Source organism: Amycolatopsis sp. MtRt-6, from assembly GCF_017308975.1.
Taxonomy (GTDB): domain Bacteria; phylum Actinomycetota; class Actinomycetes; order Mycobacteriales; family Pseudonocardiaceae; genus Amycolatopsis.
Map to the genome: position 1 here is coordinate 98,479 of NZ_JADWPD010000030.1, position 15,121 is coordinate 113,599.

Genomic DNA, 15,121 nt, shown 5'->3' on the forward strand with positions numbered 1-15,121 from the left:
TGACGGACCAACCGGATAAACCGGACCAAAATATTGCCGACTGAGCAACTTTGCAGATTCGGCAAGTTTCGCTACCGTGGCCCCATGGACACCGACCGTGCCGGCCTCCGCGAACGCAAGAAGCGGGAAACCCGCATCGCGCTGAGCTGGGCGGCGATCCGGCTCACCGTCGAACGCGGCTTCGCCAACGTCCGGATCGAAGACATCGCCGCCGAAGCCGGGGTGTCCACCCGGACCTTCAGCAACTACTTCGGCAGCAAGGGCGAAGCCATCGTCGCCCGCCACCACGACCGGGCCCGCGCGATCGCCGCCGCCCTGCGAGACCGGCCGGCCGGCGAACCGATCTGGGACGCCGTCACCCAGGCCGCGCTGGACGGGTTCGCCCTCGGCGAGCCGATGCCCGACCAGGGGGCGCCCGACCGGTCGTGGCTGACAGGGCTGCGGCTGATGGTCGCCGAACCCGCGCTGCAGAGCGAGTTCCAGAAGACCGGCGCGGCCGCCGAAGCCGAGTTCGCGCTCGCCGTCGCCGAACGCACCGGCACCGATCCCACCCGGGACGTCTACCCGCGGCTCGTGGCGGGTGTCGTCGGTGCCGCGCTCAACGTCGTCACCCAGCAATGGCTCGTCGCCGAGCCGGCGCAGTCCCTGGAAAGCATCCTGCGGGACGTGTTCGGACGGCTCGCCGCCGGCCTGCCCGCCCCGCACTGAACCGCGCCGCACCTCGCCCGCGTCCGCCGGGCTGCTTCGGCGTGCCCATTTTCCCCGCCACCGCAAGGAGTTCTGTCATGGAAGACGTCGTCATCGCCGGTGCCGGCCCCAACGGCCTCATGCTCGCCTGTGAACTCGCCCTCGCCGGCGTCCGGCCGTTGGTCCTGGAACGGCTGCCCGAACCCACCACCGAAAACCGCGCCAACGGCCTCGTCGGCCAGGTCGTGCGCCTCCTCGACCGGCGTGGCCTGCACGACCGGCTGGCCGGCCCGATCACGCCGGCCGCGCCGGCGTTCGTCTTCGGCGCGCTGCGCCTCGACCTCACCCTCGCCGAACGCAACTCGCTGCACATCCTCGGCGTGCCGCAGCGGCGCGTCGAAGCGATGCTCGGCGAACGCGCCGCCGAACTCGGCGTCGAGGTCCGCCGCGGCCACGAGCTCACCGGCCTCGCGCAGGACGCCGACGCCGTCACCCTCGGCGTCACCGGGCCCGACGGGCCGTACCGGCTGCGGACGCGGTACCACGTGGGTGCCGACGGCGGCCGCAGCGTCACGCGCAAGCTCACCGGGATCGGCTTCCCGGGGGTCACCGAAGACCGCACGCTGTCCTACACCGCGAACGCCACCGTGCCGGAAGAGTTCACCGACCCGGAATCGGGCGGCCTGCGCGTGCCTGGGCACGGCGTCATCCCGCCGTTCTTCCACTACCGCACCGAAACCGGCCTGTTCGTCTACGCGCCGTTCGCCGCCGGCACCCTCGTCACCACCATGGAGTGGACCGACGGCGAAGAACCCGGAAACGAACCGCCGATGACCCTCGACGACCAGCGTGCGAGCATCCGCCGCGTCCTCGGGTTCGACCTGCCCCTCGGCGCGCCCGAGGGCGACGGGCCGCACCTGCTGCGGCGGCTGCGCGGCCGCAACACGCGGCTGGCCGGGAAGTTCCGCGAAGGCCGGGTCCTGCTGGCCGGCGACGCCGCGCACGTCCACTCCGCGATCGGCGGTCCCGGCCTCAACCTCGGCCTGCAGGACGCCGCCGGTCTCGGCTGGAAGCTCGCCGCCACCGTGCGCGGCTGGGCGCCGGCCGGTCTGCTCGACACCTACGAGAGCGAACGCCGCCCGGTCGCCGAGCGCGTCGTCATGCACACCCAGGCGCAGTCCGCGCTCCTCGCCCCCGGCCGCGACGTCACCGCGCTGCGCGAACTGTTCGGCGAGCTGCTGCGGCTGCCGAGCGCGGTGCAGCACGTCGCCGACCTGATGTCCGGGGCGGACGTCCGGTACGAGCCGGGCACCGACCACCCGCTCGACGGCCGCTGGGCGCCCGACCTCGTGCTGGCCGGCGGCACCCGGCTCGCCGAGCTGACCGCGACGGCCCGGCCCCTGCTGCTGGACTTCACCGGCTCGCTCGGCGACGAGCTGCGCGGCTGGACCGACCGGGTCGACCTGGTTTCCGGCCAGGCGGACGGCGACGCGAGCGCGCTGCTCGTCCGGCCCGACGGCTACGTCGCCTGGGCGACGAGCTCCGCCGAGCCGGCCGACACCGAACGCAAGGCCCTGCGCGCTGCCCTCGAACGGTGGTTCGGCCGGCCCCTTGACGCGTAGGAGATATCCTACGTATCGTCGCGGACATGACGATCACCCACGTGCAGTTCCTGACCCTGCCGGTCGCCGACCACGCCCGCGCGCGGGACTTCTACGTCGGCAAGCTCGGGTTCGAGGCCCTTGTCGACCGCCGCACGCCCGAAGGCGGGCGGTTCGTGATGGTCGCGCCGAAGGGGGCGAAGACCGGGGTGGTGCTGACCGACCGGCAGGTCACCGGGATCGAGCCGGGTCCCCGGCACTTCCAGCTGCAGACCACCGACGTCGACGCCGATGTCGCCGCGCTGCGGGCGGCCGGGGTCGAGGTCGCCGATCCGGACGAGCGGCCGTGGGGCCGGGCGACGTCGTTCCAGGACGTCGACGGGCACCCCGTCGGCCTGCTCGAGCCGTCGGACTTCGGCGCCGTGCCGCGCTGATGCCGGTCAACGACGACGTCTTCGCGGCGCTGGCCAGCCCGGCGCGGCGCGAAGTGCTGCGGCTGCTGCTCGACGGCCCGATGGCCGCCGGCGCGATCGCCGAGCGGTTCGCCATGGCCCGGCCCAGCCTTTCCGAGCACCTGCGGGTGCTGCGGGAGGCGGGCCTGGTCAGCGAACAGCGCCAGGGCCGCCACCGCGTCTACCGCCTCGACGCGGCCCCGCTCGAAGAGGTCGCGGACTGGCTGACCCCGTACGAGCGCTTCTGGCGCACCAAGCTGGCCAACCTGCGCGACCTGCTGGACGAAGAGGCAGACCTGTGACCGAGGGCGACCCGACCGCGATCCACGTCGACCAGTTCCTCGCCCACCCGGCCCGCAAGGTCTGGCGCGCGCTGACCGAGCCGGACCTGCTGGAACGCTGGATCGGCATGCCCAACGACATCAAACCCGTGGTGGGACACCGGTTCGAGCTGCTGGCCGAGCCAGTGCCCGCGGCCGGGTTCGCGGGCGGCCCGGTGGCGTGCGAGGTCCTGGAAGTCGTGCCCGAGCGCAAGCTCAGCATCCGCTGGGGTCCGCAGTGGACGGTGACGTGGCGGCTGGAGCCGGAGGGCACCGGCACCCGGCTGTTCCTCAGCCACGAAGGGTTCGACCCGGACGACGAGTTCCAGCGCGTCTCGCGGCGGATCATGGGCGGCGGCTGGCGTTCCCACGTGCCGCGGGCGCTGGCCCGGTTGCTGGACACGCTGCCCGATCCGGCGCCGTTACGATCGGGAGGTGACCCCCGCCGCCGCTGACCCCGCCGAGTCGAAACCGCTGCGTGCCGACGCCCGGCGCAACCGGGCGCGCGTGCTGGAGGCGGCGGAGAGCGTGTTCGCGGCGAAGGGCACCGGGGCGCCGACCGAGGAGGTCGCCCGCGTCGCCGGCGTCGGCATCGGCACGGTGTTCCGGCACTTCCCGACGAAGGAGGCGCTGCTCGAAGCGGTGCTTTTCGCGCGGCTGAGCCGGTTCGTCGACGAGGCCGAGGCGGCCGTGGCCGCGGAGTCCGCCGATCCGGGCGGCGCGTTCTTCACGTTCCTGGGCAGCTGGGTCGAGATGTCGAGCGCGAAGAACGCCTACTTCGAGGCGCTGACCGCGGCCGGCGTCACGGTGCCGGTGGCGAAGTCCGACATCGGCGCGCGGCTGCTGGCGGCTCTCGGCGTGCTGCTTTCGCGCGCCCAGGCTGCGGGCGCGGTCCGCGACGACCTCGTCGTCGGCGAGCTGATCCCGGTGATCATCGGGGTGGCGCGGGCCGCCGAGTACGCGGGCCCGGACGCGACCTTGCGCGACCGGGCCGTGGCGATCCTCTTCGACGGCCTTCGCCCGTCAGCGGGGGAGCGGCGCTGAATCCACCGGCGCCAGCGTCGGGCGCTTCGCGGCCAGGGTGTCTCCGGACGACTCGCCCTTCACCCGGCGACGCACCCACGGCAGCGCGTGTTCCCGCGCCCACTGCAGGTTCTGGCTCCGGCGGGCGGCCGGGCTCAGCACCACCCGCGGTGCCGGTTCCGGGTTGACCAGCGGATGCTCCACGCCCAGGACCCGCAGCACCTCGATGGCGACCTCGGTGTGCCCGAGCTCGTTGAGGTGCAGGCGGTCCGGCGCCCAGAACCGCCGGTCGCACAGCTGCCGCATCGACCACAGGTCCACCAGCAGCGCGTCGTGGCGGACCGCGATGCCGCGCACGAGCTCGTTGTAGATGGCCACCCGGCCGCGGATCGTGCGGAACAGCGGGTCCTTGACGCCGTCGACCCCGGTGAACAGGATGAGGCGGGCACCGGTCGCCCGGATCTTCGCGACGGCGGCTTCGTAGCCGACCATCAGCGCGTCGATGTCGACCTTCGGTCGCATGAGGTCGTTGCCGCCGGCGTAGAGGCTGACGAGGTCGGGCTCCATGGCCAGCGCGGGCTCGAGCTGCTCGCCGAGGACCTGCGGCAGCAGCTTGCCGCGGATGGCGAGGTTGGCGTACCGGAAGCCGGGCTCGTGGGCGGCGAGCTGCTCGGCAACGCGGTCGGCCCAGCCACGCACGCCGTTCGGGGCGGCCGGGTCGTCGTCCCCGACGCCTTCGGTGAACGAGTCCCCGAGGGTCACTAAGCGCTTGCTCATGTGCTCAGTCTAGGCAGGCCGCGGGAGGGGGTTCCGGAGACCATCGCCGACTGGTACGAAACCACGCTCATCCCCAGCCGGCGGGACGACCCACTGGAGTTCGAGCCGATGCTGCGCGACCTCCTCGGGCCGGGCACGGGACCCTGTCTCGAACTGGGCTGCGGCACCGGCGCCCACGCAGAGCGGATCCGGCGGCTCGGCCGGACCTCACTCGGCGTCGGCGTCTCCGCGGGGATGCTGCGCCACGCCGCCGCGCGGCTGCCGGTCGTGCTCGGCGACGCCGCCGCGCTGCCGATCGCCTCCGGGGCGCTGCTCGCCGTCGTCGCGGTCATGGTCCACACCGACATGCCCGCATACCCGGCGGTGCTGGGCGAGGCGGCCCGCGTCCTGGCGCCCGGCGGGGTGTTCGTGCACATCGGCGTGCACCCGTGTTTCTGCGGCGGGTTCGCCGACCGCGGCGACAGCCGGGCCGTCGTCATCCGGCCCGGCTACCGCGAGACCGGCTGGACGGCGGCGCACCCACACCGACGGTCTTCGCGTGGCGGGCGAGAAAGCCTTACGCCGAACGAGCCAACCGATGATCGTCCGGACCGGATCGCTATCCTCCCGCGATGACTGGGGAAGTCCGAATCGGTGATCAAGCTCGCGCGGCGGCCACCCGCACAGTCGACACGGCGTTACGCGAAGGCCGGCTCGACCTGGCCGAGTACGAACGGCGGCTGGCGATCATCCAGGCCGCCAAGGTGCGGAAAGACCTGACACCGGCCGTCGCCGATCTGCCCGACGGTTCCGGCCGGACCGGACCGGGCCTGCGGATCGCCGCCGCAGACCGGGAACGAGCGCTGGTGCAGCTGGCCGGCGCTCTGACCGACGGTCGCCTGGAGGCGCGCGCCTACGCCGACGCCGAAGAGCTGGTGAACCGAGCCGTCACCTACGCCGACCTCGACGCCGTCGTCGGCAACCTGGACGCCAAGGTGAGCCACACCGAACGCGACCAGGCCATCGCGCGCATCGAGGCCGCGGTGACCGGCGGGCGGCTGGAGCCGGGCGAACAGCACGACCGCGTGGCCGCGGTCCGGCGCGCGACCACCGACGCCCAGCTGGCCGCGCTGGTGGCCGACCTCCCCGCCGGTTCGGGTCCGGCCCGGTCGCCGCGGGCCTCGAACGCCGACCGCGAAGCCGTTGCCGCGCAACTGCACGACGCCGTCGAGGCCGGCGTGCTGGACCTGCCGGAGTTCGACGAGCGCGTCCGCGCGGTGTATGCCGCCCGGTGGCGCGACGAGCTGTCGAGGTTGGTGGCGGATCTGCCGCGGCCGGCGCCGCCGACCGCCTTTCCGGCCGCGCCGCCGGTCGACCTGCCCCCACGGAAGCCGCCGTCGTTCGAGGCCGGGATGACCGCGGCCAAGGTCGCGGGCTTCGGCATGTTTCCCATGATCGGCCTCGTGATCGTCCTGGGGATGGCGGGACTGGCCGCGGTGGCCATCGTGGTGGGGGCCGTCTGGGCGGTCGTGTTCACCGGGCTGCTGGTGTGGGCCAAGCGCACCACGACGGCGGCCATCGCCGCGGAAAGCTCTTCCCACGTCGGATACCCGGTCCAGCCGGTACCGATCGAGGAAGCGACGTGGGTCGACGTCGACCCGGCCGAGTGGACGCCTCGCACCCGGACACTGGGCGCGCACAAGGGCGGCCTGGTGGCGGTCACGACGCTGCTCCTGCCCGACGGCACCCCGCTGGCGATCACCGGCGGCCGCGACAACACCGCGAAGGTGTGGGACCTGACCGACGACTCGCTGCGCCACACGCTCAGCGGTCACACCCACGACGTGCAGGGCGTCGCGGCGATGGTCCTGCCGGACGACGTCCCGGTCGCGGTGACCGTCAGCCCGGACCGCACCGCCCGCGTGTGGGACCTTCGTGACGGGTCGCAGCGCGGCGCGCCGGTGCAGCCGGGCTTCGAGCCGGACGAGGTGAAGTGCCTGTCGCTGGCCGACGGCACCCCGGTCGCGGTCGTCCACAACGTGTCCGAGGGAATCCGGTGGTGGGACCTCCGGGACAACAAGATGCTCGGGAAGGTCGCCGACAGCGCTTACGACACCTTCGTCGACGGGATGTACGCGGTGGTGCTCCCGGACGGCACGCCGGTCGCGCTGGCCACCGGCTGGGAGGGGCCGATCAAGGCGCTGGACCTGAAGACCGGGAAGACCCGGTTCGAGCTGCTCGGCCACACCCATCCCGTGCGGGCGATCGACACCACGGTGCTGCCCGACGGCACGCCGGTCGCCGTGTCCGTGAGCGGGGACAAGACGATCCGCGTCTGGGACCTGCGCGGCCGGACCCTGCGCCACACCGTCGCCGGCCTGCTCGAAACCCAGCACGCCGTGGTGTGCACGACCCTGCCGGACGGCACCCCGGTCGCCGTCACCTGCGACTGGGACCGGAACACGGCGGTGTGGGACCTCCGGGACGGCTCCGCACTGCCGTCCCGGCTCGAGCTGTGGGGCGACCTTCTGAGCGCGATCGCCCTCCCGGACCAGACCCTGGTCCTCGGCCTGTCCGACGACGACGGCGCCGCGGCGGTCCACTCCCTGACTTAGGCGCTGACCTGCCGGGCCCGGTGCTCGGCCACGTGCACCCGCGTCGCACAGCGCGTCGAGCAGAACCGCCGGCGGCCGTTGCGCGAAGTATCGACGTACGCCGTTTCGCAGCCTTCGCGGCTGCAGATGCCCAAGCGGTCCGGGGCTTCGCACACCAGGTGGGCCAGGCCGCCCGCGGTGTACGCGCGGACCCGGCCGACCGGGCCCGCGTCCGCCGCCGAGTAGTGCAGGTGGGGTGGCTTGCCGTCGTGGGTGGTGATGTACGGGCGGCACGCCGCTTCCGCCAGCAGTTCGTTGACCAGCTCCGGCCGGTCGCCCGGGCTTGCGGCGAACACCGGCCGCAAGCGGCGGGCCCACGCGGCGATCCGGTCGGCTTCGGTGTCGGTCAGTGCCTTGATGGCCATGCCGTTGCCGACCATGCCGGCGAGGAGCTCGCTCGCGGACCCGGCGTTGACCAGGTCGGCGGCCACCAGCGCGGCCGGGCCGCCGTAAGGGTTGAAGTGCACTGAGCCATTACAGCACGATCGACGGCATGGACCGCAACCGTTGCCCCCGCTGCGGCTGGCCGCTCGCCGAACTCCCGGCGGCCGCGGCGCAGCCCGTCACCCACCGGCTCGACTACGTGCGCTGCGTCTGCGGCAGCTGGCTCGCCCGCCTGGACGGCGAAGTCGTCGGCGCCACCCGATCGGCGCCGTGACCGCCCTTCTCGCACTGCCGAGTGTCTCGGGAGCTCCGGCGCGCGGGCGCCGTGACTCAGAGGTCGAGCGCGCCCGCCGCGTTGTCGTTCCACTGGTCGACGCGGCGGATGTACTCGTACAGCGCCCGGCTGCCGCGGACCCAGCGGCCCTGGTCGGCGATCGCGAGGTCGTCGGCCCCGGCCCGGCGGGCCTCGGTCGCGAACCCGGACCGCAGCGAGTGCCCGGTCACCGGGTACGGCAGCCCCGCCCGCACACCGGCGCGGGTGAGGATCTGGTTGACGCCGGTCGTGCTCAGCGCGGGCTCGCCGACGTTGCCGTGCCGGTCGACGCGGCGGAACGCCGGGCCCTCGGTGATCCCGGCGCCGGAGCGCCACGCGAACCACGCCCGCACCGGGTCGGTGTCGGCGTTCTCGCGCCGCGGGACGACCATGTCACCGGTGCTCTTGCCGTGCCGGACGGTCACCGCCAGCCCCCGGTCGTCCACCGGCTGCACGTCGGTGACCAGCAGGTTCGCCAGGTCCGAGCAGCGGGCGGCAATCGGGAAGCCGATCAGCAGCATCGCCCGGTCCCGGGCGCCGGCGAGGGTGTCGGGGCACGCGCGCGACATCGCCCGCAGGTCGGCCAGGGTGACCATGGTGGCCTTGCCGCGGCCGCGCTGGATCCCTTCCCGGGCCAGCCGCTGCCGGTACCCCTTCAGCGCCCGCCACGCGGCCCGGCTCGCTTCGGGATCGACGACGACCTTGTGGTGCCGCAGCCCGGCGAGCGCCCCGGTGAGCCGCCGCTCGATCGTCGACGGCGCCGCCGGGGCCGCGCGTTCGGGCACTTCGGGCACGGTCCGCTCGTCCGGCCGCAGCGTCCGCCCCCGTTCCAGCCACACGACGAACCCGGTCAAGGCACCGATCGTCGCCGACAACGGCGGGATCCCGGCTTCGGCGGTGTAGTCCTGCCACACCTGCCAGTCCTGGGCGTAGGCCTTGAGCGTGTTGGGCGGCCGCTGCTCGTCGACGTGCCGGGCGGCGGCCTCGTCGAGCAGCGCCAGCCGCTCGAGCGCGGCCTCGGTCACCGGTTCCAGGTCGGGCACGCGCCGAGGTTAACGGCTCCGGCTGATCTTCATCTGCTGCCACCCCGCCCGGGGCCGGGCGATCCGGGCGGACCTGGTGGTCAGCGGGTGCCCGGGGAAAGCACGTAGGAGAACCGGCGGACGCGCGGCACCCAGGCCTGGAAGACGCTGACGTCGGACAGCGTGAGCGCGCTGGAGAGTTCGGCCAGGCTGCCGTGGAGGTGGGTCCACTGCGCCACTTCGGCCGGCGCGATCGGGCCGACGGCCGTGCTGGACCACCGGCCTTCGTGCTCGGCCGGCCGCAGGCCGGTCACGAACCCGGCCCACGGGGTCTGCGGTTCTTCGCGGAGCAACGCGTCGGCGAACCGGCCGAGCAGGCGCCCGTGCGCGGTGAACGCGCCGAGCAGCACGACGACGGCCTCGTACTCGCCACCGAGGAAGGCCGACGCGTCGGACAGGTCCCGCGTCGCGCGCAGCATCCGGTAGAGGTTGATGAGGCGCTTGGCGTCCCGCGGGGTGTCGACCAGCCCGTCCAGCCGCGAGAGCAGCGCGATCTCCGGCTCCGTCAGGGGCCGCGGCAGCTCGGCCGGCTTGGCCGGATCCAGCTGCGTGGCCACCGGCGAGCCCGCCTCCACCGGGATGTCGCCGGCCGGGCTTTCGTCCGGCGCCGCGAAGTCCGCGGCCCGGCGCTCCGGTGGCGGGCGCTCGCCGGAACCGGCGGACGGGGTCTCGACCATGCCCCGCAGCAGCTGCCGGAGGCTGCCCGCCGGCATCCGGGGCAGGACCAGCGGGATGTTGAGGATCTTCTCCAGGTAGTCCTCGGGCGTCACGTGCCAGCCGTCGGCCGGCACGACGGCGTCGCCTTCGATCAGCCTGTCGTAGTGCGTGCTGAGCGAACGCAGCAGCCAGCGTGGATCGACCCCGACGACGACCACGAACAGGTCGAACGCGAGCAGCAGGTGCACCGCCTGCAGCACGTCGACGACCTGGTGGGGGCTGCAGCGGTCGAGGTCGTCGATGTAGAGCACGATCCGGTCCAGCGGGCGTGCCTCGCCCTGCGCCGGAGCCGTCATCAGTGCGACGAGCTTTTCGAAGTCCTTCCGGATCGTGGAGATCAGGCCCAGGTTGCCGTGGTAGTCGGCGGCGCGGGAGCGCTCGGCGAGGAAGGCGTACAGCCGCCGTCCCGGCGTGAGCTCGGTGAGCTGCCTGCCGAGTTCGCCGATGCGGGCGACGACTTCTTCGAGCTGCCGTTCGGCGATCTGCCGCTCGGCGTCGGCCTTGCGCAGCGCGATGACCTCCCGCTGCGCGGTGTCGTCCAGGCCGCCCTGGATGTCCTCGGCCAGGGACCGCAGCCGGCTCAGCCCGGTCCGGGCGGCGGTCACCAGCTTGAGCCCGACGGCGAGCAGGGTGGCGCACACCGCGGCGCCGGCTCCGGTCAGCCAGGCCCGGATGTCCGGCAGGAACGGGACGAGGCACGCCCCGGCCAGCAGCAGGACGCCCGCGGCGGCCAGCACGGCCTTTCCCTGGCGGTACCGCGAGATCCGGCGCAGTTCCCCGGCTTCGTCGCGTGTTCCCTGGATCTCGTCGGCCAGCAGCCTGCCTTGCTCGGCGAGGTCGTCGACGCCGAGTTTCCGCCACACGCCGGAGTACTGCGCCCGCAACGTCTCCGACGTCGCCACGGCCCGCACGAGGTTGAGCGCCCGCGTCTTGCGGTTCTTGCGGGCTTCGCCGATCTTGCGCTGAAGGGCCGCGGCCTCCGCCTGGGCGCGCTGGGTCACCGCGGTCAGCTGCTTGCGCTGTTCGAGTTCGGCGGCGAGCCGTTCGCGCAGCTTCGCGCCTTCCGCGAGGCGGGCCCGGTGTTCGGCGTCCGCCTCGCCGGGGTGGCGGACCGGTTCGGCGAGCTGGCGGAAGATCTCGTCCCCGAGGCTGGCCCAGAGGTTGGCGTCCGTGTAGTGCCACGCGTTGAACCCGACCTGGGCGATCTTCGCGCAGTGGCCGGGCGTCCCTTCCAGCTGCTTGACCTGGCCCCGCAGCAGGCCCATGAAGTAGCTCTTCCCGGAGCCCCATTCGCCGAACACGCCGATCGACAGCGGCAGCGGCGTGTCTTCCGCGGCGATCACGGTGGCCAGCATGGACACGTACGGACCGACGCCGAGGTGGTCCCGCGTCAGCGGGATGTACTCGTTCGGGTCGACGAGGTCCTTGGCGACACCGCCGGCGAGCTGGTCCGCCGAGTACACCGACGGCGGGGCGGGCGTCACGGGCTTGGTGCTCGTCTTGCTCTCCGGGAGGGCGGCGGCCTGCCACTGCTCCCGGAGGGCGGTGACGTGCTCGCGCTGGTTGGAGAAGAAGACGACGTGGCGAAGGGCGGGGTGGGCGCTCAGCGCGCCCCGCACGAGCGCGGCGGCGGCGACGTCCGGGGCGACACCGAGCCGTCCGGCGGCGAACAGCGGCACGGCAATGGCTGTGGCGCCGGCCTGGGCCGCTTTGGTGATCGCGGCGGCGGTCGCCGTGGTGATCGAGGCCGATGTCGGCGAACTGCGCCCGCCGCGGGGGTGCGAAGTGGCCACCACCACCAGGCGCAGGGGCCGGCTTCCGGTCTGTACGCCCAGGTCGAGCAAGACGGGGGAGCCCGGCGTGATGGTGCCGAGCTGGATCGGCGCCCAGGCCGCGTCGGGGAACTGCCGGGCGAGGTCATCGCCGACCCCGCCGAGGCCGCCGCTGCCCACCGAGATCGTCAGGGCGTCGACCGGCAGCTCCCACGGCCGGCTGGTCAGCGCGACCTCGTAGGAGACGCCGTCGACGGTCTGCAGTGGGGTCAGTTCGTACGGCGGTTCCATCTTTTTGACTCGCCGGTTCCGGGGCCGTTGTTACGCCTCCGGGTTCCAGACCACTCGTCCGGGCCCCGTCCGTCTCCTGCCGGGTTCTGAGTTGGGATATGTGACCTTATCCCAACTCAGCGACGTGACAGTCAATCTTTTGATTTTGAACAGATGCTTCTAGTTCTGATCAGAAGCTTTGATAGAGTGCCCTGCGTGACAGAAGACGCTGGTCAAGTGCGCGTGTGCGAGTACCGGAGGTGCGGGGCGCCGCTGCCGCCGGCGGTGGGGCGGGGCAGCCGGGCGCGGTTCTGCCAGGACGGGAAAACCTGGGGGCGCCGGAACCTCAGCTGCCGGGACGCCGAGGCGGTGCTCTCGGACGCGGAGTCGCTGCGGGAGAGCGACACCGAGCTGGACGACACCGCCGTCACGGCGCTCGCCGGCCAGGTCGACCGGGTGCTGGAGCCGGCGCGCGGGCTCGTCGAAACGCTCACGACGCTGCGCCACCAGCTCGAAGCGACGACCGCCGCCGCGCTGACCGAACGGGACGCCGCTCTCGCCGAAGCCGACGAGCACCGCCTGCACCGCGGCCGCGCGGAAGCCGAAGCCGCCCAGGCCCGGGAGGTCGCCGCGGCGGCCGTCGCCGCGGCCGCCGCGGCGGAGCGGGAAAAGACGGCCGCGGTCCGGGAGCGGGACGAGGAACAGGCCGCCCGGCGGGCCGCGGTCCAGGAGCAGCAGCGGGCCGAAGGGCAGCTGGCCGCGGTCCGCGACGAGCTGGCCCGCGTCGCCGATCGGGCCGACGCCTCGGCGGCTCTCGCCGGCGAACGCGCGGCGGCGATCGCCACCCTGACCGCCGAGCTGGCGGCCGCCCGGACCGCACTGGAAGAGGAACGCGGCCGCGGTCAGGCCGCCGTGGCGCGGGCGGAGGCGGTCCAGGACCGGCTCGACGCGGCACGCGCCGGCCACGAAGCCGCACTCAACGCCGCTCGTGACGACCATGCGAAAGCGGCCGCGGCGCACGAAGCGGCGCTCGACCGCGCTCGCGTCGAGGCCGAGCGCCTGCGTGCCGGGTTCGACCAGCGGATCGCCGAGCTGCAGGCGGCCCACGAGCAGACCGTCCGGTCGATGCACGAGACCACGACGAGCCTCGGCGCCGAACTGCGTTCCGCGCTCGGCCGGGCCGGCACGGCCGAGCGCGAGCTGGCAGGAGTGTTCGCCGCCCTGCGCGAGACCCCGGAGCTGCCCCAGACACTTAAGCAGTTACTTGACTGTTGGCGACCCCAGGCATAACTTAAGTAGGTGCTTAACCATGAGGAGTCGCTGGACCTGGTGTTCCGTGCCCTGGGCGACCGGACGCGGCGGGCGCTGGTGGAGCGGCTGGTGCGCGGTCCGGCGTCGGTCAGTGAGCTGGCCGAGCCGCTGACCATGTCGCTGGCCGCCGTCGTGCAGCACCTGCAGGTGCTGGAGACCGCCGGGATCGTGCGGTCGGAGAAGGCCGGGCGCGTCCGCACCTGCCGGATCGAACCGGAGGCGCTGCGCGCCGGCGAGCGGTGGCTGGCCGGCCGGCGCACCACGTGGGAGAGCAAGCTCGACCGGCTCGGCGGCTTCCTCGCCGAGCCGCCCGGAGCGTCGGAAGGGAGCACGTCATGACCGTCCTGCACAGCACGTTCAGCCTCGAGCGCAGCTACCCGGTGCCGCCGGAGCGGGTGTTCGCCGCCTGGGCGGACCCGGCGGCGAAGGCGCGCTGGTTCGTCCCCGACGGCACGCACGGGCTCGATTTCCGGGTCGGCGGCACGGAAACCGTCGACGCGCGCGGCCCGGACGGCACGGTGCTGAGCGTCGTCTCGACCTACCACGACATCGTCCCGGACCGGCGGATCGTCTACTCCACGACCCTCAGCGGCGGCGAGGTGCTCGCGACGGTCTCGGTCACCACGGTCGAGCTGCACGAGGAGAACGACGGCACCCGGCTGGTACTCACCGAGCAGGGCACTTTCCTCGACGGCGCCGAGAAGCCGCAGTGGCGCGAGCAGGGCACCGGTGACTGGCTCGCCCGGCTCGGCGACGCACTGAAGTGACGCATCACTCCGGCGCGAGTGGCATCACGCTCGCCTCCGGTAGTGCTGCGGGCTGGCGCCGAACTCGCGCTTGAACGCCGCACTCAGCGCGAAGGCGCTGCCGTAGCCGACCTGGTGGGCGATTGCGGCGATCGTGGCCTCCGGGTGCTGGCGCAGCAGGTCCGCCGCCAGCGCCAGCCGCCAGGCCGCGAGGTAGGCCATCGGTGTCTCGCCGAGCGTGGCGGTGAACCGGCGGGCCAGTGCCGCCCGGGACACGCCGACGTCGGCGGCGAGCTTGGCCACCGTCCACGGCTCGGCCGGCTGGTGCTGCAGCAGCCGCAGCGCCTGGCCGACCACCGGGTCCTCGTGCGCCCGGTACCACGCCGGCGCGCTGGTGTCCGGGCGGTCGAACCAGGCTCGCAGCGCCGCGATCAGCAGCAGGTCGAGCAGCCGGTCGAGGACGGCTTCCTGGCCCGGCACGTCCTTGCCGATCTCGGTGGCGAGCAGGCCGACGAGCGGGGTCGGCCAGTCGGCCGCGCGCAGGACGAGCACCGCGGGCAGGGCGGCCAGGAGCCGCTTGCTCAGCTCGCCTTCCATGCCGTAGGTGCCGGTGAGCAGCACGACCGGGCCGTCGGCGCCGTGGCCCCAGGTGCGGACGCCGGCGTCGGTCAGCGCGGTCAGGTGCCCGCCGTCGGGGGTGCGGCACTCCTGGCCGGGCAGGATGACCGCCTGCGGCGGCGTCCCGGGGTGGTCGGCGACCAGGTACGGGTCGGGGCCGCGCGCGATCGCGACGTCGCCTTCGCCCATCGAGACGGCTTCGCCGCCGTCGGGCACGATCCACGCTTCGCCCCGCACCACCGACACCACGGTCAGCGGTGCCCGGTCTTCGATGCGCAGCGACCACGGTGGTGTCAGCACGGATCGGAGCAGGAACGCGCCGTGGGCGCGCGGTCCGTCGAGCAGTGCGGCGAGCGGGTCCATGCCTTCGACTGTAGACGCTGGAACATGCGATCGAGGTCCTGAACCATGGAGA

General features: G+C 73.4%; 17 protein-coding genes. 12 read left to right on the forward strand and 5 right to left on the reverse strand.

Features of this window, described 5'->3' with window-relative positions:
- Nucleotides 1-84 precede the first annotated feature (84 nt).
- The 6 genes from I4Q55_RS37465 to I4Q55_RS37490 all read left to right on the forward strand — a co-directional run bounded on the left by I4Q55_RS37465 (nt 85) and on the right by I4Q55_RS37490 (nt 4,104).
- Nucleotides 85-708: a TetR family transcriptional regulator gene (locus tag I4Q55_RS37465; RefSeq protein ID WP_206794975.1), complete on the forward strand. Its 624-nt coding sequence runs from the start codon at nt 85-87 to the stop codon at nt 706-708.
- Between the two features lie 77 nt (nt 709-785).
- Entirely contained in the window at nt 786-2,309 is a 1,524-nt protein-coding gene (locus I4Q55_RS37470; protein ID WP_206794977.1) for an FAD-dependent monooxygenase, read from the forward strand.
- Nucleotides 2,310-2,335: 26 nt separating this feature from the next.
- The gene (locus tag I4Q55_RS37475; RefSeq protein ID WP_206794979.1) at nt 2,336-2,722 is read left to right on the forward strand and encodes a VOC family protein; all 387 of its coding nucleotides are present in this window, start codon (nt 2,336-2,338) and stop codon (nt 2,720-2,722) included.
- Nucleotides 2,722-3,042, forward strand: a complete 321-nt coding sequence (locus tag I4Q55_RS37480; protein ID WP_206794980.1) for a metalloregulator ArsR/SmtB family transcription factor — start codon at nt 2,722-2,724, stop codon at nt 3,040-3,042. Before I4Q55_RS37475 ends, I4Q55_RS37480 begins: the two co-directional genes overlap by 1 nt.
- The gene (locus tag I4Q55_RS37485) at nt 3,039-3,515 is read left to right on the forward strand and encodes an SRPBCC domain-containing protein (RefSeq protein WP_206794982.1); all 477 of its coding nucleotides are present in this window, start codon (nt 3,039-3,041) and stop codon (nt 3,513-3,515) included. Before I4Q55_RS37480 ends, I4Q55_RS37485 begins: the two co-directional genes overlap by 4 nt.
- Complete coding sequence (locus tag I4Q55_RS37490; protein WP_206794984.1) at nt 3,496-4,104, forward strand: TetR/AcrR family transcriptional regulator; 609 nt, start codon at nt 3,496-3,498, stop codon at nt 4,102-4,104. The genes I4Q55_RS37485 and I4Q55_RS37490 overlap by 20 nt, the downstream gene beginning before the upstream one ends.
- On the opposite strand, the gene I4Q55_RS37495 is transcribed toward I4Q55_RS37490, so the two are convergent.
- A complete protein-coding gene (locus tag I4Q55_RS37495) occupies nt 4,084-4,860 on the reverse strand; it encodes an SGNH/GDSL hydrolase family protein (protein ID WP_206794986.1) in 777 nt (258 codons plus the stop codon). The two genes, I4Q55_RS37490 and I4Q55_RS37495, sit on opposite strands and share 21 nt — an antisense overlap.
- Here I4Q55_RS37495 and I4Q55_RS37500 point away from each other — a divergent pair, their 5' ends adjacent.
- Nucleotides 4,861-5,475: a class I SAM-dependent methyltransferase gene (locus I4Q55_RS37500; protein WP_206794988.1), complete on the forward strand. Its 615-nt coding sequence runs from the start codon at nt 4,861-4,863 to the stop codon at nt 5,473-5,475.
- On the forward strand, nt 5,472-7,454 hold the full coding sequence (locus I4Q55_RS49740; protein WP_242547435.1) for a DUF1707 domain-containing protein: 1,983 nt from the start codon (nt 5,472-5,474) through the stop codon (nt 7,452-7,454). The genes I4Q55_RS37500 and I4Q55_RS49740 overlap by 4 nt, the downstream gene beginning before the upstream one ends.
- On the opposite strand, the gene I4Q55_RS37525 is transcribed toward I4Q55_RS49740, so the two are convergent.
- Nucleotides 7,451-7,960: a CGNR zinc finger domain-containing protein gene (locus tag I4Q55_RS37525; protein WP_206794990.1), complete on the reverse strand. Its 510-nt coding sequence runs from the start codon at nt 7,958-7,960 to the stop codon at nt 7,451-7,453. The genes I4Q55_RS49740 and I4Q55_RS37525 overlap by 4 nt on opposite strands.
- Nucleotides 7,961-7,986: 26 nt before the next feature.
- Between I4Q55_RS37525 and I4Q55_RS37530 the strand changes: the two genes are divergently transcribed.
- Nucleotides 7,987-8,151: a hypothetical protein gene (locus tag I4Q55_RS37530; protein ID WP_206794992.1), complete on the forward strand. Its 165-nt coding sequence runs from the start codon at nt 7,987-7,989 to the stop codon at nt 8,149-8,151.
- A gap of 56 nt (nt 8,152-8,207) precedes the next feature.
- Here the strand turns inward: I4Q55_RS37530 and I4Q55_RS37535 are convergent, their stop codons facing one another.
- The gene (locus I4Q55_RS37535; RefSeq protein ID WP_206794994.1) at nt 8,208-9,233 is read right to left on the reverse strand and encodes a site-specific integrase; all 1,026 of its coding nucleotides are present in this window, start codon (nt 9,231-9,233) and stop codon (nt 8,208-8,210) included.
- An 80-nt stretch (nt 9,234-9,313) separates the two neighbouring features.
- Nucleotides 9,314-12,052, reverse strand: coding sequence for a P-loop NTPase fold protein (locus I4Q55_RS37540; RefSeq protein ID WP_206794996.1), 2,739 nt, complete (start codon nt 12,050-12,052; stop codon nt 9,314-9,316).
- Between the two features lie 195 nt (nt 12,053-12,247).
- On the opposite strand from I4Q55_RS37540, the gene I4Q55_RS37545 reads away from it, so the two are divergent.
- From I4Q55_RS37545 to I4Q55_RS37555, 3 genes are read left to right on the forward strand one after another with little or no spacing between them, the layout of a single operon-like run.
- Entirely contained in the window at nt 12,248-13,321 is a 1,074-nt protein-coding gene (locus I4Q55_RS37545; RefSeq protein WP_307793417.1) for a hypothetical protein, read from the forward strand.
- A 9-nt stretch (nt 13,322-13,330) separates the two neighbouring features.
- Nucleotides 13,331-13,681, forward strand: coding sequence for a metalloregulator ArsR/SmtB family transcription factor (locus tag I4Q55_RS37550; RefSeq protein WP_307793418.1), 351 nt, complete (start codon nt 13,331-13,333; stop codon nt 13,679-13,681).
- Nucleotides 13,678-14,109, forward strand: coding sequence for an SRPBCC domain-containing protein (locus tag I4Q55_RS37555; RefSeq protein WP_206794998.1), 432 nt, complete (start codon nt 13,678-13,680; stop codon nt 14,107-14,109). Before I4Q55_RS37550 ends, I4Q55_RS37555 begins: the two co-directional genes overlap by 4 nt.
- A 24-nt stretch (nt 14,110-14,133) precedes the next feature.
- On the opposite strand, the gene I4Q55_RS37560 is transcribed toward I4Q55_RS37555, so the two are convergent.
- On the reverse strand, nt 14,134-15,069 hold the full coding sequence (locus I4Q55_RS37560) for an AraC family transcriptional regulator (RefSeq protein ID WP_206795000.1): 936 nt from the start codon (nt 15,067-15,069) through the stop codon (nt 14,134-14,136).
- Nucleotides 15,070-15,121 lie beyond the last annotated feature (52 nt).